19 protein-coding genes are annotated in these 19,973 nt (G+C 60.8%); 12 read left to right on the top strand and 7 right to left on the bottom strand.

The features are described from left to right. Positions 1–167: 167 nt before the first annotated feature. Positions 168–812 (bottom strand): ribosome biogenesis GTP-binding protein YihA/YsxC, encoded by a 645-nt coding sequence (gene yihA, locus AB9L16_RS26535; protein ID WP_056791221.1) that lies wholly within the window; start codon positions 810–812, stop codon positions 168–170. Between the two features lie 191 nt (positions 813–1,003). Between yihA and AB9L16_RS26530 the strand changes: the two genes are divergently transcribed. The 7 genes from AB9L16_RS26530 to AB9L16_RS26500 all read left to right on the top strand — a co-directional run bounded on the left by AB9L16_RS26530 (position 1,004) and on the right by AB9L16_RS26500 (position 8,270). Next, positions 1,004–1,309, top strand: a complete 306-nt coding sequence (locus AB9L16_RS26530; protein WP_016772347.1) for a cytochrome c5 family protein — start codon at positions 1,004–1,006, stop codon at positions 1,307–1,309. 30 nt (positions 1,310–1,339) lie between these two features. Next, positions 1,340–1,951: a cytochrome c gene (locus tag AB9L16_RS26525; RefSeq protein ID WP_056791217.1), complete on the top strand. Its 612-nt coding sequence runs from the start codon at positions 1,340–1,342 to the stop codon at positions 1,949–1,951. 199 nt (positions 1,952–2,150) lie between these two features. Further along, on the top strand, positions 2,151–2,792 hold the full coding sequence (locus AB9L16_RS26520; RefSeq protein ID WP_016772349.1) for a thiol:disulfide interchange protein DsbA/DsbL: 642 nt from the start codon (positions 2,151–2,153) through the stop codon (positions 2,790–2,792). 14 nt (positions 2,793–2,806) lie between these two features. After that, positions 2,807–3,685, top strand: coding sequence for an endonuclease/exonuclease/phosphatase family protein (locus tag AB9L16_RS26515; RefSeq protein WP_024014985.1), 879 nt, complete (start codon positions 2,807–2,809; stop codon positions 3,683–3,685). After that, a complete protein-coding gene (locus AB9L16_RS26510; RefSeq protein WP_375122934.1) occupies positions 3,682–5,697 on the top strand; it encodes a diguanylate cyclase in 2,016 nt (671 codons plus the stop codon). Before AB9L16_RS26515 ends, AB9L16_RS26510 begins: the two co-directional genes overlap by 4 nt. Positions 5,698–5,798: 101 nt before the next feature. Continuing rightward, positions 5,799–6,581, top strand: coding sequence for an N-acetylmuramoyl-L-alanine amidase (locus AB9L16_RS26505; protein WP_375122933.1), 783 nt, complete (start codon positions 5,799–5,801; stop codon positions 6,579–6,581). Positions 6,582–6,656: 75 nt separating this feature from the next. Beyond that, positions 6,657–8,270, top strand: a complete 1,614-nt coding sequence (locus tag AB9L16_RS26500) for an EAL domain-containing protein (protein WP_095182299.1) — start codon at positions 6,657–6,659, stop codon at positions 8,268–8,270. Here AB9L16_RS26500 and AB9L16_RS26495 read toward each other — a convergent pair. Together AB9L16_RS26495 and algB are read right to left on the bottom strand one after the other, a co-directional pair. Next, a complete protein-coding gene (locus tag AB9L16_RS26495) occupies positions 8,267–10,057 on the bottom strand; it encodes an ATP-binding protein (protein ID WP_095182300.1) in 1,791 nt (596 codons plus the stop codon). The two genes, AB9L16_RS26500 and AB9L16_RS26495, sit on opposite strands and share 4 nt — an antisense overlap. A gap of 10 nt (positions 10,058–10,067) precedes the next feature. After that, complete coding sequence (algB, locus tag AB9L16_RS26490) at positions 10,068–11,414, bottom strand: sigma-54-dependent response regulator transcription factor AlgB (protein WP_024014980.1); 1,347 nt, start codon at positions 11,412–11,414, stop codon at positions 10,068–10,070. 428 nt (positions 11,415–11,842) lie between these two features. Between algB and AB9L16_RS26485 the strand changes: the two genes are divergently transcribed. The 5 genes from AB9L16_RS26485 to AB9L16_RS26465 all read left to right on the top strand — a co-directional run bounded on the left by AB9L16_RS26485 (position 11,843) and on the right by AB9L16_RS26465 (position 16,313). Then, complete coding sequence (locus tag AB9L16_RS26485) at positions 11,843–12,127, top strand: hypothetical protein (protein WP_024014979.1); 285 nt, start codon at positions 11,843–11,845, stop codon at positions 12,125–12,127. A 74-nt stretch (positions 12,128–12,201) separates the two neighbouring features. Then, positions 12,202–12,366 carry a DUF1328 domain-containing protein gene (locus tag AB9L16_RS26480; RefSeq protein WP_003177151.1) on the top strand — a complete coding sequence of 55 codons (165 nt, stop codon included), beginning with the start codon at positions 12,202–12,204 and terminating at the stop codon, positions 12,364–12,366. Between the two features lie 2 nt (positions 12,367–12,368). After that, complete coding sequence (locus AB9L16_RS26475; protein WP_016772356.1) at positions 12,369–12,833, top strand: inhibitor of vertebrate lysozyme family protein; 465 nt, start codon at positions 12,369–12,371, stop codon at positions 12,831–12,833. 716 nt (positions 12,834–13,549) lie between these two features. Beyond that, positions 13,550–14,881 carry a glutamate/aspartate:proton symporter GltP gene (gene gltP / locus AB9L16_RS26470; RefSeq protein WP_253497553.1) on the top strand — a complete coding sequence of 444 codons (1,332 nt, stop codon included), beginning with the start codon at positions 13,550–13,552 and terminating at the stop codon, positions 14,879–14,881. A gap of 202 nt (positions 14,882–15,083) precedes the next feature. Then, positions 15,084–16,313 carry a nucleoside recognition domain-containing protein gene (locus AB9L16_RS26465; protein WP_041476489.1) on the top strand — a complete coding sequence of 410 codons (1,230 nt, stop codon included), beginning with the start codon at positions 15,084–15,086 and terminating at the stop codon, positions 16,311–16,313. 115 nt (positions 16,314–16,428) lie between these two features. On the opposite strand, the gene AB9L16_RS26460 is transcribed toward AB9L16_RS26465, so the two are convergent. From AB9L16_RS26460 to AB9L16_RS26445, 4 genes are read right to left on the bottom strand one after another with little or no spacing between them, the layout of a single operon-like run. Beyond that, positions 16,429–17,055: an ABC-type transport auxiliary lipoprotein family protein gene (locus tag AB9L16_RS26460; RefSeq protein ID WP_375122932.1), complete on the bottom strand. Its 627-nt coding sequence runs from the start codon at positions 17,053–17,055 to the stop codon at positions 16,429–16,431. Continuing rightward, a complete protein-coding gene (locus tag AB9L16_RS26455; RefSeq protein WP_150637292.1) occupies positions 17,052–17,990 on the bottom strand; it encodes an MlaD family protein in 939 nt (312 codons plus the stop codon). The genes AB9L16_RS26460 and AB9L16_RS26455 overlap by 4 nt, the downstream gene beginning before the upstream one ends. Before the next feature lies 1 nt (position 17,991). Then, the gene (locus tag AB9L16_RS26450) at positions 17,992–18,795 is read right to left on the bottom strand and encodes an ABC transporter ATP-binding protein (RefSeq protein ID WP_122506332.1); all 804 of its coding nucleotides are present in this window, start codon (positions 18,793–18,795) and stop codon (positions 17,992–17,994) included. Continuing rightward, positions 18,792–19,940 carry an ABC transporter permease gene (locus tag AB9L16_RS26445; RefSeq protein ID WP_076564805.1) on the bottom strand — a complete coding sequence of 383 codons (1,149 nt, stop codon included), beginning with the start codon at positions 19,938–19,940 and terminating at the stop codon, positions 18,792–18,794. Before AB9L16_RS26445 ends, AB9L16_RS26450 begins: the two co-directional genes overlap by 4 nt. Between the last annotated feature and the right edge of the window lie 33 nt (positions 19,941–19,973).

Here is a 19,973-nt window from a genome sequence, read left to right as displayed (position 1 = left end):
TCCCTCCCCAATGAAGTCCGGGGCTTTTTTTGCCCCAAAACTGGCTGTGATGCCGTCATGCTGCGTTAAAAGCACCGCTAAAAATGCTCATTTAGGTACCCTAAACTCCGCTTTTTAGCGGTGCTTTCACCTTGCCTGACAGCACCACAGTCAGTTTTGAAATTGTCTTACTCGGCTGCCGCCTCGGTGTTTTTGTCTGCCAGTTCCATCCAGTCGGCCAATACGGTGTAGGCCTCTTCCAGGCCCATGCGTTTTGGTGCCGAGAACAGTTGGATGGTGATCGAGTCGCCCCAGCCCTTGCGGATTTCCGACTGTACTTTCAGCAGGGTGTTCTTGGCTGCGCCGTAGGTGAGCTTGTCGGCTTTGGTCAGCAGGATGTGCATCGGCATGCCAGCGGCGACGGCCCAGTCGAGCATCAGCAGGTCGAAGTCGGTCATCGGATGGCGGATGTCCATCATCAGAATCAGACCTTTCAAACTCTCCCGACCACCGAGGTAAGCCTCAAGGTGGCGCTGCCAGTGTTGCTTGAGCGGGATCGGTACTTTTGCATAACCGTAGCCCGGCAGGTCGACCAGACGGCGATCATCGTCTAGCTTGAAGAAGTTCAACAGCTGTGTGCGACCCGGAGTTTTCGAGGTGCGCGCCAGGCTGGCGTGGGTCAGGGTGTTCAGCGCGCTGGATTTGCCGGCGTTGGAACGACCGGCAAACGCCACTTCGAAGCCTTCGTCGTCAGGGCATTGATCGACTTTGGCGGCACTGAGCATGAATGTGGACTGTTGGCACAGGCCGAGGATGGGATTCTTGAGTTGCATGGGATTTCCGATGTGGGCGGCGCCGGGATTGGGCGCGGAACGCGGTGTCGCTTCCGTTTCAGTGACGCCAGTATATAATGCCGCAGATTTTGTGTGTGCTTTGTCCCAGCGAAGGATGAAGCTCACGAGAGCGACAGACTTTGATTGCGCATTAGAACGCAGAACGCTCTCAACCCTGAAAAGGTCGTTTTATGACGAAATGGCTGCTGGCTGCCGGAGTCTTGATGCCGCTTTACAGCGCACAGGCTACACAGGATCCGGAAGCCGTGTACAACCGTGTTTGTGGTGCCTGTCATTCCGGCCAACTACCCATGGCGCCCGCAAGAGGCGATCAGGAAGCTTGGACGCCGAGGTTGGCGAAAGGTATGGGGACGCTGGTGCAACACGTGACCCAGGGTTTCAAGGCGATGCCGCCGCGTGGTTTGTGCATGGACTGCAGTGCCGAGGATTACCAGGCCATCATCCTGTGGATGAGCGAGAGTAAGCCCGGTCCATAACTTAACCCTTAGCCGTAGTTGGATTAGCTGATGAACAAATTGATCGTGAGTCTGCTGTTGACCGTGGGAATTTCAGGTATCGCCCATGCTGCCGGCGATGCCGCAGCAGGCCAGGCCAAAGCTGCCGTTTGCGGGGCCTGCCATGGCCCGGACGGCAACAGCATGGCGCCAAACTTTCCGAAACTGGCAGGTCAGGGTGAACGCTACCTCGACAAGCAATTGCACGACATCAAGTCGGGCAAGCGCGTGGTGCTGGAAATGACCGGGCTGCTGACCAACCTGAATGATCAGGATCTGGCCGACATCGCTGCGTACTTCGCCAGTCAGAAAGGCAGTGTCGGCGCCGCCGATCCGAAGATCGTCGCTCGCGGTGAAGCGCTGTTCCGTGGCGGCAACCTGGAAAAAGGCCTGCCAGCCTGCACCGGTTGCCATTCGCCGAACGGTGCCGGCAATGCCGCCGCAGGCTTCCCGCACCTGGGTGGCCAGCACGCTCAATACATCGCCAAGCAACTGACCGATTTCCGCAAGGAAGACGGCGGTCGCGCCAACGACGGCGACGCGATGACCATGCGCACCATCGCGCGCAAGCTGAGCGACGAAGACATCGCTGCGGTTTCCAGCTACATCCAGGGCCTGCACTGAGGCCCTGAATCGAGGGCTGAACGAGGCGCGCAGCGCCGGCCACGTTAACGCTCGATTAATCCTTCGCAGCAAGTATAAAAAGGGTGGCTTTGGCCGCCCTTTTTTGTGGCCGCTGCCGTTACACTACAGCACTCATGCCCGCCAGGATCTGTGTCGCAACAGGTCGAGCGAGGCGACCCAAATTGTTCAGGAGTAAAGCATGCGTAATCTGATCATCAGCGCCGCCCTCGTCGCTGCCAGCCTGTTCGGCGTCACCGCCCAGGCCGCTGAAGCCCCTGCCGCCCCTTATGTCGAACTGGCCAATCCGGTGCCGGTTGCAAAGCCTGGCAAGATCGAAGTGGTCGAGCTGTTCTGGTACGGCTGCCCGCATTGCTACGCTTTTGAGCCAGTGATCAATCCATGGGTTGAAAAATTGCCGTCCGACGTCAACTTCGTGCGCATTCCCGCCATGTTCGGCGGCCCATGGGACGCTCACGGCCAGATGTTCCTGACTCTGGAAGCCATGGGTGTCGAGCACCAGGTGCACAACGCCGTGTTCAACGCGATCCAGAAAGAACACAAGAAGCTCACCGACAAGAACGACATGGCTGACTTCCTCGCCACTCAAGGCGTGGACAAGGACAAGTTCCTCGCCACTTTCGACTCGTTCGCTATCAAAGGCCAGATCGTCAAGGCCCGTGAGCTGGCGAAGAAGTACGAAATTACTGGCGTGCCAACCATGATCGTCAATGGTAAATACCGCTTCGACATCGGCTCTGCCGGTGGTGCCGAGCAAGCATTGAAGCTGGCCGACGATCTGGTCGCCAAAGAGCGAGCGGCGAACAAGGCTGCTGCCAACTAAGCGCGGCATTCGCCATGCGCCGCTGGAAGTCCGAACGCATCGTTGGCCTGCATGATCCGCAGGTCAACGAGCATCACCTGGCGTCTACGGGCCTGCCCGCAGACCAGCGTCTGCGCTTGCTCAGTTTCAACATTCAGGTCGGCATCAGCACCGAGCGCTACCGGCATTATCTGACCCGCAGCTGGCAGCATCTGCTGCCGCACACCGGGCGTTCCGGCAATCTACAGAAGATCGGTGACCTGCTCGGCGACTTCGATCTGGTCGCCCTGCAGGAAGCCGATGGCGGCAGCCTGCGTTCGGGCTACGTCAATCAGGTCGAACATCTGGCCCATCTCGGCGCCTTTCCCTACTGGTATCAACAACTCAATCGCAACCTCGGTCGACTGGCCCAGCACAGCAATGGCGTGCTCAGTCGCCTGAAGCCGTGGGCGATCGAGGATCATCCGCTGCCCGGCCCGAAAGGTCGCGGCGCGATCCTGCTGCGTTTCGGCGAAGGTCCGGAAGCGTTGGTGGTGGTAATGATGCACCTGGCCCTCGGCGCGCGGACCCGCAGCCTGCAACTGGCCTACATTCGTGATTTGATCAGCGGTTACAAGCATCAGGTGCTGATGGGCGACATGAATACCCATGCCAGCGACCTGCTCGAACACTCGCCATTACGCGATCTCGGCCTGCTGGCCCCGCAGGTGGAAGCGACCTTCCCCAGCTGGCGCCCACAGCGTTGCCTTGATCATATTCTGCTCAGCCCGACTCTGACCCTGGAAAAGGTCGAGGTACTGGCCCAGCCCATTTCCGATCACCTGCCGGTCGCGGTGGAAATTCGTCTGCCGGGTTCGCTCACGGCCGACGCATTGCCCGCGTTGAGCCCTGCCCCTCGCGGAACCTGTGAATGAGCGACGACGCCCAGCGCTGGAAAGAGAAGTACCTCAAGAGCATCGAACAGCAGGACAAGCTCGAACGCCGCTGGGCCGCGCGACTGGACCTGCTGCGGCGCGGTCTGGTGCGCAGCACGCTGGCGGCCGAGGGCACCGACAAGGTCGTCGATCAGTGCATGAAAGAAATGCGCGAAGTCGTGCGCACCGATGACATGGACGCCGGCCTCGCGGCCCTGCTGCCGCGTCTGGAAAAAGCCGTGCTCGACTCCGAGCAGCGCCGTGAGACCCGCATTGATCAGGTCAGCACCGCGCTGACCGCGCTGGTCACCCAGTTGCAGGCTTTGCCGCTGCCGCGCGAAGTCGCGCAACCGCTGAAGAAATTCGCCAAACAACTGGACAGCCGCGTCGGTCAGGCGCGGGAAATGCCACTGCTGCTGAGCGAACTCAGTGGCTTGCAGGGCAAGGCCTTGAGTCAGTTGGAAACGCCTGCCGAGCCGGGTCGGCCGGGGTTGTTGCAGCGTTTGTTTGGTAGTCGCGACGGTGAAGAAGCCGTTGCACCGGCGGCCGACATACCAGCAACACCAGTGCCGCAGCCGGTCGAAGCCCGGCTGCCTGAACCGGAGCCTGCGCAATCGGCACCGGTGGACAACGCGGAGCCAGCGATCGCAGCGCCCGCGACCATCATCGAAACGCCCGCCCAGACCCCGCCTGATGAGCCGCAAATCGTTGCGTTCGCTACGCCTGTGGTCGCCGTTGAAGCCGAGCCAACGCAGGTTGAGCCAGCCGCTGACACCGAGATAACCGTCGCTGCGCAAGCAACCGAGGCGTTCAACCCCGATGAATTGATCCACCCCGGCGATCCCTCGCCGCTGCTCCTCGACAGCCTGCCCTTGCCCGAGCCAATCGCTCAAGCCTTGGCCGCTATCGACCTGGAGCAGTCGGAACACGACATCCTCTTCGCTCTGCCGGATTCCCCGGAGCCGTCCTACAGCTCCGTGGCCAGACACATCGAAGACACGCTGATCGGCCTGCTCGATGACCTGACCCTGCCCGAGCGTCACCGGCCGCAAGCCGAAGCCATGCGCGAACGGCTCAAACACGGGTTGAACTGGTACGAACTGCTGCCGATCCTCGACGATCTTGCAACTTTGATGCTGGCGATTACCGATAGCGGTCAGCACGAATTCGAAGCCTATCTGCAACAGCTCAACGAACGCCTTGAAGCGTTCCAGAGCAACCTGCAAGCGGCCAGCGAAGGGCATGCCGACAACAGCTCGGCGGCGCGGGCCATGGACACGCAGATTCGCGAGCAAGTCGACGGCTTGCAGAGCAGCGTCCAGCAAGCGGCGGACCTCGATGACCTCAAGCATGTGCTGGAGAATCATCTGGAAGGCCTGCTGGGAACGATGGACCAGCACCAGAAGCAGCGCGACGCCCGCGAACAGGAAGTCGCCGCCAGGTTGAAGAGCCTGTCGGAGCGCGTGGCGCATATGGAGCAGGAAGCCTTGGGTTTCCGTGAACACCTTGAAGAGCAGCGGCAGAAAGCCCTGATCGATCCGTTGACCGGCCTGCCCAACCGCGCGGCGTGGAGTGAACGCCTGGAGCATGAAATCCAGCAATGGCAGCAGCACGGCAACACCCTCAGCCTGGCCATGCTCGACCTCGATCACTTCAAGCGGATCAACGACAGCTACGGCCATCTGGCCGGCGACAAAGTGCTGAAGATCATCGCCACGGTGTTGCGCAAACGCCTGCGCGGCTCGGATTTCATCGCCCGTTTCGGCGGTGAAGAGTTCGTGCTGTTGCTGCCGGCGACGCCACCAGCGGTTGGCGCGAAACTGCTGGAAACCCTGCGCGCGGCGATCGAAGCCTGCCCGTTTCATTTCAAAGGCGAGCGAGTGACCATTACGATTTCCATGGGATTGGCATCGTTCAGGGTCGGAGAACACAGCGATCTTGTGTTGAAAAGAGCCGATCAGGCGCTGTATAGGGCAAAAAACGCCGGGCGCAACCGAGTGGAGCTCGGCTAAGGCAATTGTTCCATTTTGTTTAAATCCGCCCGCTGGCGGACTCTGAGCAAATCCGTACGTTACACTGTTGCATTATCGTTTTCAGCGTATCGTCCCCTGCCATGAAATTCCTTGCCCTTGTTGCCTCGCTGCTCGTCCTCGCTGGTTGCGCCAGCGGTCCGCGCTATGACACCAGCCACCCTTCGGCCAATTACGACAGCCGCATCCAGTTCGTTGTGGTGCATTACACCTCGGCGTCGCTGGAGCGTTCGCTGCAATTGCTGACCCATGGCGACGTCAGCAGCCATTACCTGATCGGCGATGACAACAACGCCACAATCTACAAGCTGATGGACGAAAACCAACGGGCCTGGCACGCCGGCGAAAGCCAGTGGCAGGGCCGTACCTGGCTGAACTCCAGTTCCATCGGCATCGAAATCGTCAACCCCGGCTACAAGGACACCCCGACCGGGCGCCTGTGGTATCCGTACAGCGAAGCGCAGATCCAGTCGCTTATTACGCTGCTCAAGGACATCAGCAAACGCAACGGCATCAGCCCGCGGCACATCATCGGTCACAGCGACATCGCGCCGCTGCGCAAGCTTGATCCGGGGCCACTGTTTCCGTGGAAACGTCTCGCCGCCGAAGGCCTTGGCCTGTGGCCGAACGAACAAGCGGTGGCGCGTCAGCAGGCGGTTTTCAACACCAATCCGCTGCCGGAGATCGGCTGGTTCCAGGCGCAACTTGCGCGCCTGGGTTACGACACGCCGCAAACCGGCGAGCTGGACGTCGCCACGCGCCACGTCCTCGCCGCGTTCCAGATGCATTACCGCCCTGCTCGCTTCGACGGGACGCCGGATGCGCAAACCGCGGCACTTCTTCTGGTCCTCAATCAGACAAAATAATGACGCCCGCCCGACGGTCAGGGCGAAATCGCAATCAGCAGCTATAACTCATGGTAATTCTTCGGAAAATCCTTGATGGCTGCGACCCGAGAGACGCTGCGTAGCTGGTTTTATCGCCCTGCTTTTTTGGCGATGATCGCGGCTGTCCTCAGCGCCAGTCTGTTGATCGCCGGCGGTATGTTCGCGGCGATACGCCAGATGGAAATGCGCGAGAGCCAGGAAATGAACGCCCAGGGCGAGCGTTTCCTCGCTCGCCTCGAACAATTGTTCGGCCAGTTGCGCGAAAGTCTCGACGACCTTGAAGCCCAGCCCTTGCGCGGCTGCGACGAAGAAATGATCGCGACCCTGCAGCAAGTCACCTTCAACTACCGCTTCGTCTATGAAGCGGCATATATGGACGCTTCGCGATTCTGCTCCAACCGTCCGCGCCAGGAAGGTCTGTCGTTGGTGCGCGCGCCGGACATTCAGGGCCCGACCTACAGCTATTGGCTGAACACCACCACCGAACCCGATGAAAACCGCGCGGCGCTGATGCTTGGCCGCGGCAACTTCCGTGTCGCTACCTCGCGCGGACATTTGACCGACATGGTCGATCTGTCGCCCGGCAGCAGCCTGCTGGTGGTACTCGATCACGGCACTCGCGCGATTCCGGTGCTCGGCACCGCACAGACCTGGCCACCGACCGAACCCTGGCCACCGAAGAGCCGTGATGCGCTGCAAGTCACGCAAACGCGGCTGATCTATCGCATGCCCACCGACAACCCGGAATATCAATTGGTGCTGATCACGCCGCGCACGGGCATGCACGTCCCGGCTGTGTGGTGGTGGCTGTTGCCGGTGTGCCTGATCGCCGGCGCCGTTGTCGGCTTTCTGACCTTGCTGCTGGTGCGTCAGCGCCAGTCACTGGATGCCGAGCTGCACGGAGCGATCCGCCGGGGTGAGTTGCAGGTGCTATATCAGCCGATCTTCGACCTCGACAGCCGTCACTGCGTCGGCGCCGAAGCGCTGCTGCGCTGGCGGCGCCCGGACGGCACCCTGACCAGCCCCGACCTGTTCATTCCCATGGCGGAGAACACCGGGCAGATCCGGCAGATGACCGACTTCGTGTTGCAGCGTCTGCTCGAACAACTGGGCCAGTTACTGCGCGCCAATCCGCAGCTGTATATCTCGGTGAACCTCGCGGCCTGCGACGTCATGGTGCCGCGCATCGGCCAGGTCATGGCGCGGCTGCTTGCCCTGCACCGTGTCGCCGCGCGGCAGATAGCCTTCGAAGTCACCGAGCGCGGCCTGATCGATGTAGTGGTGGCGCGGGAGAACCTGCAAGCCTTGCGCGACGTTGGCCATCAGGTGCTGATCGATGATTTCGGCACCGGCTATTGCAGCCTTGCCTATCTGCAGACCTTGCCGGTGGACTGCCTGAAGATCGACAAGGCGTTCATCGATGCGCTGGGCCATGACGCGGCGAGCAGCGGCGTCGCTCCGCACATCATTCACATGGCGCAGGCGCTGGATCTGAAAGTGATTGCCGAAGGCATCGAGCTGGAATCCCAGGCAGCGCTGCTCAGCAGTGAGGGGGTCAAGTTCGGTCAGGGCTGGCTGTTCGCCCACGCCTTGAGCGCCGTGCAATTCATCGAACTGATCACCCGAGGTCGACGCCTGGCCGGGCGGCGTATGGACGACGAGGCTTAAACGGCCAGCGCCATGTAGAACTGGGTGCCCTGCCCAGGCCGCGAGTAGACGCCCATGCGCCCGCCGTGCAACTGGACGATTTCCTTGCACAGCGCCAGGCCGAGCCCGGCGCCGCCCTTCTTGCGCCCGACCTGCACGAACGGCTCGAAAATCCGCCCCTGCTGGCCGTAGGCAATGCCTTCGCCATTGTCTTCGACGCTGATGATCACCCGCTCGCCATGGCGGCGCGCCTGCAGACGGATCTGCCCGTCGCGGGCGGTATGGCGCAAGGCGTTGTCGATCAGATTGTCGAGGACGCGATCGAGTTGCGCCTGATCAGCCTGCAACCTCGGCAGCGGGCCTTGAATCTCGACGTTCAGCGCAACACCTTTGGCCGCAGCCACGTCGGCAAAGCGCAGTTGCGCCTGCTCCAGCAGGTCCTCAATGGAACATGGCGCCAGGGTGAGTTTCTGTAGACCGTTCTGGTAGCGCGAGAAATTCAGCAAGTCGTTGATCAATTGCATCAGCCGCTGCATTTCTTCGTTGACCGTATCCAGCAGGTCAGCTTCGCGCGATTCAGCCGGGAATTTCGCCCTCTCGCGAAACAGTCCGAAGGCCATGTGCATGCCTGTGACCGGCGTGCGCAGTTCATGGGAAGCGCGCAAAACAAACTCACTGCGCACGCGCTCGAACGCGCGTTGCTCGGTGACGTCGTGCAGCACCATCACCGCACCGAGAATATGCCCTTGGGTATGACTGACCGGCGTCAGGCTGTAAGTCAGCAGGCGCGATTCGCCATCGACTTCGATGCTCAGATCTTCCGGCGCCCGCTCCAGCGTGCCGCCGCGCAGGACCAATTGCAGTTGTGCATCCAGTTCCGGGCGGCCGAGCGCGGTGCCCAAGCCTTGGCCCAGTCGATCGTCTTCCCAGCCCAACTGGCGCTGAGCAACAGGGTTGAGGTGCTCAAGCTGGCCCTGGCGGTCAATCATCAACAAACCGTCGTCGATGCTGTCGAGCACCGCTTGCAAGCGCTGCTGGCCGGCCAACAGTTCGTCGACATTCATCGCCTGGTGTTCGCGCAACGCCTCGGCCATCAGGCCGAAGCGCCGCGACAGCAGATTGACTTCCATGGCCGTGGAAATCGGCAGAGTCACGTCATAGTTACCCTGGCCGATGTTGTCCGCAGCCTTGGCCAGCGCTTCGATCGGTGCGCCGAAGCGCCGAGCAATGCCCTGCGCCGTGACAAAACCGATGATCAGCACTGCCAGCCCGACCAGGCCAAGCAGCCCGGCTATCAGCAGGGCGCGTTCGCGAGCGGCATGCTGCACCTCATTGATACTGTCCAGCGCGTGCTTGTGCTCAGCAATTAACCCATTACGCAGAATATTGAAGCGCTCGCGGAAATCCGCGCTGGTGCTGGCGTTCTTTGCCGCTTCGGCAGTCACGTCGAATGAGGCGAGGAAGCTCAGGTAATCGGCCTTGGCCTGGCGGAAACCGTAAGGCTGGTCATCGCCCTCCTGCTGTTGGGCGATGCCTTGGTCGAGCAACTCGAAGTAGTGCTGCTTGGACGCTTCGAACGCGACGGGGTCGGGTTTTTCGGCGAGCATGATGATCAATTGATCACCGAGGGTCTGGCGCAGCTTGAGCCCCAGATCCAGGGTGACAAAGTTGCTGCGCACCAGCGCTTCCTGCGACCCGGCCATCTGCATCACGCTGACCAGCCCGAGCAAGAGTCCGAGCAAGGCCACCGTGATCAACGCAGAAATGCTCAGGAACAGGCGCGTGCGCAGCTTGATCGCCAGTTTCATCGCGCAGTGCTCACAGGTTGTACTGCTTGCGTTTGCGATACAGGGTCGAGGCGTCGATGCCGAGGGTTTTCGCCGCTTGATCCAGGGTGCCGGCGGTGGCCAGAACCGCGCCGATGTGCGCTTTCTCCAGCTCGTCCAGGCTCAGTGCCGCGCCGACCCGTGGCGCGTTGTTGGCCGGTTGTTCGGCCATGCCCAGGTGGCTGATTTCCACGCGTTCCTGCGGGCAGATGATGCTAGCTCGCTCGACCACGTTGCGCAGTTCGCGAATGTTGCCCGGCCAGCGATAACCGAGCAGCGCTTCGCGCGCCTCATCGCTAAAGCCGCGCGCTGGGCGTGCGTACTCTTTGACGAAGCGTGCGAGGAAGCGATCGGCAAGGGTCAGGATGTCTTCGGCGCGCTCGCGCAATGGCGGCAGATGCAGGGTGATGACGTTGAGGCGATAGAGCAGGTCTTCGCGGAAACGGCCGTCACGGACCATGTCTTCGAGGTTGAGGTTGGTGGCGGCGAGGATGCGCACATCGGCGCGGCGAGTGACCGGATCGCCTACCCGCTCGTATTCCTTGTCCTGGATGAAGCGCAGCAATTTTGGTTGCAACGTCAGAGGAAAGTCGCCGATCTCGTCGAGAAACAGCGTGCCGCCATCAGCCTGATTAACACGCCCCAAGGTGCTTTCACTGGCACCGGTAAACGCGCCACGACTATGGCCGAACAGTTCGCTTTCCATCAGCTCGGCAGTCAGCGACGGGCAGTTGATAGTGACGCAGGATTTCTTCTCGCGCTTGCTCCAGCCGTGGATCGCACGGGCCAGTTCACCTTTACCCGTACCGGACTCGCCAAGGATAAGAATGTTGGCGTCGGTGCTTGCGACCTGCCGTGCGGTTTCCAGCACGACTTTCATCGCCGGGCTGTGGGAATCGAGACCGTCTTTCGGTTTGCGGATCTCGCCTTCGAGCGCTTCAAGGCGTGCGGAGAGCTGGCGCACTTCCAACTGCTTGGCGGTGGCCAGGCGCAGTTGATCAGGGCTGCACGGCTTGACCAGATAATCGGCGGCGCCAGCCTGGATGGCATCAACCGCGGTGTCGACCGCCGAGTGGGCGGTGACGATCACTACGCGCATCCACGGCGCCTGAATGCGCATCTGTGCAAGAACGTCGAGACCGTTGTCCTCGCCCAGACGCAAATCAAGGAAGCACAGATCGAAGACCTGACGTTGCAGCAAAGCATCGGCCTGGGCCGCGCTATTGGCGGTGGCTACCGTATAGCCTTCGTCTTCGAGGCAATAACGAAACGTACGCAGGATGGCGGATTCATCGTCCACCAGCAGAATGCGGCCTTGTTGCTCAGTGGCAGATTCCATTTTTCCTACGCTCCATAGTGATTAGTCTTGGGTTAGTCCCGGAAAAATCGGGCAAGTTGCATGGTTGATTCTGAACGATACCAGCCATAGGAGGGTAGCTCTCTACTGCCATAACGGCCAATTCATTGATTTCGTTGAGTTTTAAAACATTCGGCGTTTTGCAGGGCAGATCCTGCGTCCTCTTCTGACATCTGCGTACCGGTAGCAATTCCATATCATCGAAATTTCCCACGAAATAATCGTGCATTGCGCACGACCGCAGAAGAGCCATCGTGCAGGATGCGTCGCAGGAAATTTCCGAAGAGTACGTAACTTATTGTTTTTATTGATAATTTCTGACATCAAAAAACTGGCATGCAGGCTGCAATACCTCACTCAGCCCGGGCAGAACAGCACTGCCCCAACAGAACAAGCGTGAGGAACACAGGATGACTCGCCCAATCGCCGCCCAAGTACGTATTTCGCCACTGCAGATCCAGCAAGGTCTGTTCGGTGTACTGGCGTTGCTGATCACCCTGATCGTCTGCCAGCAGTACATGAGCTGGGAAAACAGCCGTAAACCCGAGCCATTGATTTCGATGCAGCACAGCACTCAGACGCACTTCAGTGCCGTGAGCAGCAGCCAGGCTGAAAACGCTTCGATGCACATGATCGATGTCGACCAGGCGCAACCGCTGGATCAATTGCCACGGGAAGAGCGCTGGGTTTTCTAAGTCAGTGAATACATTCGGGCGCGTAGCGCCGGAAACCGGAAACACCCCTAAATAGAGAAGTAAGGAGAATCACCATGTTGAGCTGGGCAATTACATTCTTGATCATTGCCATCATCGCCGCCGTTCTGGGCTTCGGTGGTATCGCGGGCACCGCCACGGGTATCGCCAAGATTCTCTTTGTCGTGTTCCTGGTGATGTTCATCGCTTCCTTCTTCTTTGGCCGTCGCGGCCGAGGTTAACGATGATCGGTCTCAAGACATTGGCCGCCGCCCTGCTTCTGGGCGGCAGTGCCATGGCCATGGCGGCCAATGATGGCCAGACTCGGGTCAACGAACTGCTCGCCTCCGACGCGCAGTACCGTGAAACCTGGGAAGGCGTGATCAAAAAGGAAGAGCGCGTACCGGAATGGGTGATCAACCTGTCCGGCACTTCCGAGCAACAGATGCACGCCGTTACGGAAGATGGTGATCAGTATCTGGTCGGCCCGCTCTGCGAGAGTCAGGACAAGTGCCTGAATCACCGGTTGATCGTGGCCTTCAGCTTCGACAAGGATGACGCCTACGCCATGCTGGTCGATGTGCCGGAAGGTCTGCCGCAAGACAAGTCGCCGACGCGACACGCGACTTATCGCTTCTTCGGCAAACCTGATCAGGGCATGCAGGATCTGCTGATGGAAACCCTGAAGAAAGATCCGAAGTGGTACTGACGCAGGACGCGCAAAGGTTTCGAACACGAAAGCAGCGCCCCGCTGCTTTCCATTGCGCCGCCCGATGAGGGTCGGTGCATGACCAGGGGGCCGGGACGTTCTGACTGATGCAGAGTCGGAGTGACCTACGGGTACAGGGAGTACCTGCGCAAGGGCCGGGTCAGGGTAAAAGCTGCGCCGCAGGTTCGTCGACCCGATGGTCTGACGAATCTGCGCTGGGCTTTGAATCAGCTAAACCATTGATCCAGCGCGCCAATCCCCTTCTTAGAATCGTCGACACTGTGCGGAAAAACATTTCGCGGTGTTTCCTGACGACCGTATATCGACAAAGATCGCGCTCGATTCGTGTGACTCCTAGTCTTTCGATTTGGAGTTTTTCTGGAAATTTCCGCCAATTCCCGCTGTACAAAATTTGACCGCCCTAAGCTGTAATGGCCGGTTCACGGCACTTATGCCGGCTGAAATGTCACAATCGAACCGCTTGGGACGCCAGTTTCAAATGAAAAAGCTCATGCCGATTCGGCATAGGGTAGGCGTTTACGGCATTAGACGGCGCCACCTTGCATCGGAATAGTTGCGCCTTTTTTCGCCTGCCGAAGAGCCGTAAACACGCGCTTCGGGGCACCTTATACGGAGGCAGATGCACAGACTTTTCCGCTGATGAGCGTTCCAGTTCCTGCATGTGCCTGAGTCAAACGCAAGTAAGGGTAAAGATAATGAAGAAGGCAAAAATCAGCCTCGCCTGGCAGATCCTCATCGGTCTGGTTCTGGGGATTGCACTGGGTGCGTTGCTCAATCACTTCAGCGCCGAGAAGGCCTGGTGGATCAGCAACGTCCTGCAACCGGCAGGCGATATCTTTATCCGTCTGATCAAGATGATCGTGATCCCGATCGTCATTTCCTCGCTGATCGTCGGCATCGCTGGCGTGGGCGACGCCAAGAAGCTCGGGCGTATCGGCCTGAAGACGATCATCTATTTCGAGATCGTCACCACCATCGCCATCGTCGTCGGCCTGGTGCTGGCCAACGTGTTCCATCCGGGCACCGGCATCGACATGAGCACCCTGGGCACGGTGGACATCTCCAAGTACCAGGCTACCGCCGCCGAAGTGCAGCATGAACATGCGTTCATCGAAACCATCCTCAACCTGATCCCGTCGAACATCTTCGCGGCCATGGCTCGCGGCGAAATGCTGCCGATCATCTTCTTCTCCGTACTGTTCGGTCTCGGCCTGTCGAGCCTGCAGTCGGACCTGCGCGAGCCGCTGGTAAAGATGTTCCAGGGCGTTTCGGAAAGCATGTTCAAAGTCACCCACATGATCATGAACTACGCTCCGATTGGCGTATTCGCACTGATCGCGGTGACCGTCGCCAACTTCGGCTTCGCTTCGCTGTTGCCGCTGGCAAAACTGGTGATCCTGGTTTATGTCGCCATCGCTTTCTTCGCCTTCGTCGTGCTGGGCCTGATCGCCAAGCTGTTCGGCTTCTCGGTGCTCAAGCTGATGCGCATCTTCAAGGATGAGCTGGTGCTGGCCTACTCCACCGCTTCCTCGGAAACCGTGCTGCCACGGGTAATCGAGAAGATGGAAGCCTATGGCGCACCGAAAGCCATCTGCAGCTTCGTGGTACCGACCGGTTACTCGTTCAACCTCGACGGCTCGACCCTGTACCAGTCGATCGCGGCGATCTTCATTGCCCAGCTCTACGGCATTGACCTGTCGATCAGCCAGCAACTGCTGCTGGTGCTGACCCTGATGGTCACCTCCAAAGGCATCGCCGGTGTACCGGGCGTGTCTTTCGTGGTGCTGCTGGCGACTCTGGGCAGCGTCGGCATCCCGCTTGAAGGCCTGGCGTTCATCGCTGGTGTCGACCGCATCATGGACATGGCGCGTACTGCACTGAACGTGATCGGTAATGCCTTGGCAGTGCTGGTTATCGCGCGCTGGGAAGGCATGTACGACGACGCCAAGGGCGAGCGTTACTGGAACTCCCTGCCGCACTGGCGCAGCAAGGAAAAACTGCCGGCTGGCGAAATCTCGAAGCCGTAACGCAAAACCTTGTGGGAGCGAGCCTGCTCGCGAAGACGGTGCATCAATCTACAGAGATGTTGAACGTTCCTGCCTCTTCGCGAGCAGGCTCGCTCCCACAGTGATTGATGCAAGCCCCACCAATAAACCCCGGATAAATCCGGGGTTTGTCGTTTCTGGTGACCCCGCTATCATTCGCCGCATTCTTCGGGGGATTTGACTGATGCTTAATGGCCTGTGGCTTGGCTTCTTCATCGTGGCAGCCGTGTCGGCGCTGGCGCAGTGGCTGATCGGCGGCAACGCCGGGATCTTTGCGGCGATGGTGGAAAGCATTTTCGCCATGGCCAAGCTGTCGGTCGAAGTCATGGTGCTGCTGTTCGGCACCCTCACCCTGTGGCTGGGCTTTCTGCGCATCGCCGAAAAGGCCGGGATCGTCGAGTGGCTGGCCAAGGTCCTCGGCCCGCTGTTTCTGCGGCTGATGCCGGAAGTCCCGGCCGGCCACCCTGCCCTTGGCCTGATCACGCTGAACTTCGCCGCCAACGGTCTGGGCCTGGACAACGCCGCCACGCCGATCGGCCTGAAAGCCATGAAAGCGCTGCAGGAGCTCAACCCCAGCGCCACCATCGCCAGCAACGCGCAGATCCTGTTTCTGGTGCTCAACGCCTCGTCGCTGACCCTGCTGCCCGTGACCATCTTCATGTACCGCGCCCAGCAAGGCGCGCCGGATCCGACGCTGGTGTTCCTGCCGATTCTGCTGGCGACCAGTTGCTCGACCATCGTCGGCTTCCTCTCCGTTGCCTTCATGCAACGCCTGCGCATCTGGGACCCGGTGGTGCTCGCCTATCTGGTGCCCGGCGCGCTGATTCTCGGCGGCTTCATGGCGCTGCTCGGCACGCTTTCCGCCACTGCGCTGGCGGGATTGTCGTCGATCCTCGGCAATCTCACGTTGTTCGGCTTGATCATGCTGTTCTTGCTGATCGGCGCGCTGCGCAAGGTCAAGGTTTACGAGGCGTTCGTCGAAGGCGCGAAAGAGGGCTTCGATGTGGCGAAGAACCTTTTGCCGTATCTGGTGGCGATGCTCTGTGCGGTTGGCGTGTTGCGCGCCTCTGGTGCGCTGGATTTCGGCCTGGACGGTATTCGGCATCTGGTCGAGTGGGCCGGCTGGGACACGCGCTTCGTCGATGCGTTGCCGACGGCGATGGTCAAACCGTTCTCCGGCAGCGCCGCGCGGGCGATGCTAATCGAGACCATGCAGACTTCCGGCGTCGACAGCTTCCCGGCGCTGGTCGCGGCGACGGTGCAGGGCAGTACCGAAACCACGTTCTATGTGCTGGCGGTGTATTTCGGCGCGGTGGGCATTCAGCGCGCGCGGCATGCGGTGGGGTGTGCGTTGCTGGCGGAGTTTGCTGGTGTGGTTGGCGCTATCGGCGTCTGCTACTGGTTCTTCGGCTAACCACAAATCCACTGTGGGAGCGAGCCTGCTCGCGAAGGCGTCGTGTCAGCCACATCAATGTGAATGACACTCCGCATTCGCGAGCAGGCTCGCTCCCACAGGGGTTGTGTCGGGCTTAAGGTTTTGGGGGGGCGAGCTTTTGGCCTTGGTCGACGGCCCACGCGACGACCTTGGCCGTAAGGCGATCACTGGCCTGGCCAAACCCGGCGACCACCGCTGGCACCTGCACATCATTCAACGACTGGCGCTCTTCAAAACGGCGGCTGGCGAGGATGCGCTGGTCGTAACCACGCACCAGCAACGCATCAACCCGCACCACAACGCCGGCCTGGGTGCCCTGATATTCCGTCTGAAACGCCTGCAAGCTACCGCCCAGTTCCAGATCCGCCTGGAAGTTGCTGTCGTCGGTGCTCAGCAGCGTCACTCGACCATCCCGCGCGAAGCCATCAAGCAAGCGATTGCGCAGCAGCACCGGCGCCGGATCGCTCCAGCGCGAGCCCTTGTAGGAGCTGATCACATCGCCCTGCGGAATCACGGCAATGCTCGGCCGGTTCAGCGCTTCGCTGGCCTGCAATTTATTCAAGCGCAGCGACCACGGCTGAACCGTCGCCGGGCTGGCCGAGGCGGGCGCCGGTGCAGCGGGCAGGCGGTAAACATCCGAAGGTTCCGACTTGGGCAAGATCGAGCACGCGCCGATCAGGGTCAGGCCAGCGCCGAGCAGGGCGATTCGAGTCAGCTTCATGGGGTGAATTCCTTGTTCTTGTCGCTGCCCAGCAGGTAACCGCTGGGATTGGCCTCAAGGCGTTGGGAAATCGCGCGCAGCGAGGTCAGCGTCTCGCGCAGTTCGCGAATCGCCGGGGCCAGGCCGTTGAGGCCCTGCATGCCGTTATCCAGCGAATTCTGGTTTTTGCTGAGCAAGCCATTGATGGTCACGCTGCTTTGCTCCAGCGACTTCATCGCCTGTTCGGCACTGCCCAAGGCCTGCTTGCCCTGATCGTTAAGCAGGCCGTTGGCGTTGCGCATCAACAGTGAGGTCTGCTCGAGCATGCTGCCGGCCTGTTTGCCGACCGTTGCCAGTTGCTGCATGGCTTGCTTGATGTCGCCGCGCTGGTCATTGATGGTGCCGGTGGTCTGTTCCAGATGGGCGAGGGTCTTGCTCACGCGCTCGACGTTTTCCGCGGAGAACATGTTGTTGGCGTTTTGCAGCAGGGCGCTGATGCCGGTCATCAAGTCGCTGCTGTCGTTGAGCAGACGCGAAATAGGCGAGGGCGAGGCGACCAGCGTTGGCAGCTTGCCGTCATGCCCGCGCAATTTCGGGCTCTCTGGCGTACCACCGCTCAGCTGGATGATCGACGTGCCAGTAATGCCGGTCAGTGCCAGCTTGGCCTGGGTGTCTTCCTTGACCGGCGTGTCGCCCGCCAGACGAATCCGCGCCAGCACCCGGCGCGGGTCCTGCGGGTCAAGGCGCAGGCTGACCACGTCACCGACCTTGATCCCGCTGTACTGCACCGAGCTGCCCTTGGACAGACCGCTGACCGCCTCGTTGAACACCACTTCGTAATCCTTGAATTCGGTGTCGACGCTGGACTTTGCCAGAAACAGGCCGAAGAGCAGGGCGCCGGCCACGACGATCACCGTGAACAGGCCGATCAACACATGATGGGCTCGGGTTTCCATATCAGACCTCGTTGAGCAGTTTGGCGGCGTCCAGCGCCGAGCGGCCGCGCGGGCCGTGGAAGTATTCGTGAATCCACGCGTCGGCGGTTTCCGAGACGTCGTCGATAGGGCCGGCAACCAGCACTTTCTTCTGCGCCAGCACCGCCACGCGATCGGTGATGGTGTACAGCGTGTCGAGGTCGTGGGTCACCAGAAACACGCTCAGCCCCAAGGCATCGCGCAGGGTCAGGATCAATTGATCGAACTGCGCCGCGCCAATCGGATCGAGGCCGGCGGTGGGTTCATCGAGAAACAGAATGTCCGGATCCAGCGCCAAAGCCCGCGCCAGCGCCGCGCGCTTGATCATGCCGCCAGACAGCGACGCAGGGTATTTGTCCGCCGCCGACAACGGCAGCCCGGCCAGCGCCAGTTTCACCGCCGCCAGATGCTCGGCGTCGTGACGGCTGAGGCCGGCGTGTTCGATCAGGGGCAGGGCGACGTTCTCGGTCACGGTCAGCGACGAGAACAGCGCGCCTTTCTGGAACAACACACCAAAGCGCCTTTCGATCAGCGAGCGCTCATGCTCGGGCAGATTCGGCAGGTTCTGGCCGAAGACTTTGACCATGCCTTCGCTGGGCCGATTCAGCCCGACAATGCTGCGCAGCAGCACCGATTTGCCGGTACCGGAGCCGCCAACCACGGCGAGGATCTCGCCCTTGTACACGTCCAGATCAAGATTCTCGTGCACGCTCTGCGGGCCGAAGCGATTGCACAGGCCACGGACTTCGATCACCGCCTCCGAGGGCGCGCGGGGTAGACGACTCACCAGCCCATCTCCATGAAAAACAGCGCAGCCACCGCATCGAGCACGATCACCACGAAAATCGACTGCACCACGCTGGAGGTGGTGTGCGCGCCGACCGATTCGGCGCTGCCGCTGACCTTGAAGCCTTCCAGGCAACCGATCGCCGCGATCAGGAAGGCGAAGATCGGCGCCTTCACCAGCCCGACCAGAAAATGCTGAATGCCGATGTCCGATTGCAGCAGCGAGAGGAACATCGCCGGCGAGATGTCCAGCGACACCGCACAAACCACACCGCCGCCGACGATCCCCGAGAGCATCGCCAGAAACGTCAGCATCGGCAGCGCCACCAGCAGCGCCAGCACACGCGGCACCACCAGCAACTCGATCGGGTCGAGGCCGAGGGTGCGGATCGCGTCGATTTCTTCGTTGGCCTTCATCGAGCCGATCTGCGCGGTGAATGCACTGGCGGTGCGCCCGGCCATCAGGATCGCCGTGAGCAACACGCCGAATTCGCGCAGGAACGAGAAGCCGACCAGGTCCACGGTGAAAATCGTCGCGCCGAAACTGGCCAGCACCGTGGCGCCGAGAAATGCCACCACCGCGCCGACCAGAAACGTCAGCAGGGCCACGATCGGTGCGGCGTCGAGGCCGGTCTGCTCGATGTGCGCGATCATCGGCGTAATGCGCCAGCGCTTGGGCCGCAACAGACCACGGGCGATGACTTCGAGAATCAGGCCGACGAAGCCGAGCAGTTGCAGCGTGTCGGTCCAGACCTTGTCCACCGCGCGGCCGATGCGCGTCAGCAGTTGCACGCTGACGCTGACTTCCGGCTCCTTGATCGGCACGCAGAAATCGCTCAGCGAGCAATACACGGTTTGCAGCAAGGCGCGGTCGGCAGTTGAAAGGGTGCAATCGGGGTGTTCGGCGGTTTTGCCCAAGCGCTCGGAACCGAGCAGCTCGACCAGCAATGACGCGCCAGCGGTGTCGAGGGCACCGAGGCCGTTCAGATCGATGGAAGTGTTGGCGTCGTACTGGCCGCGGAGCTTTTCGCTCAGGTGCTTGAGCGCGGTGTAGTGGGCGAGCGTCCAGTCGCCGCTGACCCGCAGACGGGCAGGGCTGAGCGCGGTGTCCAGGTGGGCACTGCCGGGGGTTGGGCTGCTGGTCATAAGCTCCGTGCTTGTACGGCCGTTACGAGATCC

Origin of the sequence: Pseudomonas sp. LW8 (assembly GCF_041956865.1) — a bacterium.
In the GTDB taxonomy this organism is placed as follows: Bacteria; Pseudomonadota; Gammaproteobacteria; order Pseudomonadales; family Pseudomonadaceae; genus Aquipseudomonas; species Aquipseudomonas siliginis.
This window is presented reverse-complemented; position numbering and strand designations above follow the sequence as displayed.

Coding starts and splice junctions, on each gene's coding strand:
- yihA (WP_056791221.1), bottom strand. CDS start 812: ATGCAACTCAAGAATCCCATCCTCGGCCTGTGCCAACAGTCCACATTC.
- AB9L16_RS26530 (WP_016772347.1), top strand. CDS start 1,004: ATGACGAAATGGCTGCTGGCTGCCGGAGTCTTGATGCCGCTTTACAGC.
- AB9L16_RS26525 (WP_056791217.1), top strand. CDS start 1,340: ATGAACAAATTGATCGTGAGTCTGCTGTTGACCGTGGGAATTTCAGGT.
- AB9L16_RS26520 (WP_016772349.1), top strand. CDS start 2,151: ATGCGTAATCTGATCATCAGCGCCGCCCTCGTCGCTGCCAGCCTGTTC.
- AB9L16_RS26515 (WP_024014985.1), top strand. CDS start 2,807: ATGCGCCGCTGGAAGTCCGAACGCATCGTTGGCCTGCATGATCCGCAG.
- AB9L16_RS26510 (WP_375122934.1), top strand. CDS start 3,682: ATGAGCGACGACGCCCAGCGCTGGAAAGAGAAGTACCTCAAGAGCATC.
- AB9L16_RS26505 (WP_375122933.1), top strand. CDS start 5,799: ATGAAATTCCTTGCCCTTGTTGCCTCGCTGCTCGTCCTCGCTGGTTGC.
- AB9L16_RS26500 (WP_095182299.1), top strand. CDS start 6,657: ATGGCTGCGACCCGAGAGACGCTGCGTAGCTGGTTTTATCGCCCTGCT.
- AB9L16_RS26495 (WP_095182300.1), bottom strand. CDS start 10,057: ATGAAACTGGCGATCAAGCTGCGCACGCGCCTGTTCCTGAGCATTTCT.
- algB (WP_024014980.1), bottom strand. CDS start 11,414: ATGGAATCTGCCACTGAGCAACAAGGCCGCATTCTGCTGGTGGACGAT.
- AB9L16_RS26485 (WP_024014979.1), top strand. CDS start 11,843: ATGACTCGCCCAATCGCCGCCCAAGTACGTATTTCGCCACTGCAGATC.
- AB9L16_RS26480 (WP_003177151.1), top strand. CDS start 12,202: ATGTTGAGCTGGGCAATTACATTCTTGATCATTGCCATCATCGCCGCC.
- AB9L16_RS26475 (WP_016772356.1), top strand. CDS start 12,369: ATGATCGGTCTCAAGACATTGGCCGCCGCCCTGCTTCTGGGCGGCAGT.
- gltP (WP_253497553.1), top strand. CDS start 13,550: ATGAAGAAGGCAAAAATCAGCCTCGCCTGGCAGATCCTCATCGGTCTG.
- AB9L16_RS26465 (WP_041476489.1), top strand. CDS start 15,084: ATGCTTAATGGCCTGTGGCTTGGCTTCTTCATCGTGGCAGCCGTGTCG.
- AB9L16_RS26460 (WP_375122932.1), bottom strand. CDS start 17,055: ATGAAGCTGACTCGAATCGCCCTGCTCGGCGCTGGCCTGACCCTGATC.
- AB9L16_RS26455 (WP_150637292.1), bottom strand. CDS start 17,990: ATGGAAACCCGAGCCCATCATGTGTTGATCGGCCTGTTCACGGTGATC.
- AB9L16_RS26445 (WP_076564805.1), bottom strand. CDS start 19,940: ATGACCAGCAGCCCAACCCCCGGCAGTGCCCACCTGGACACCGCGCTC.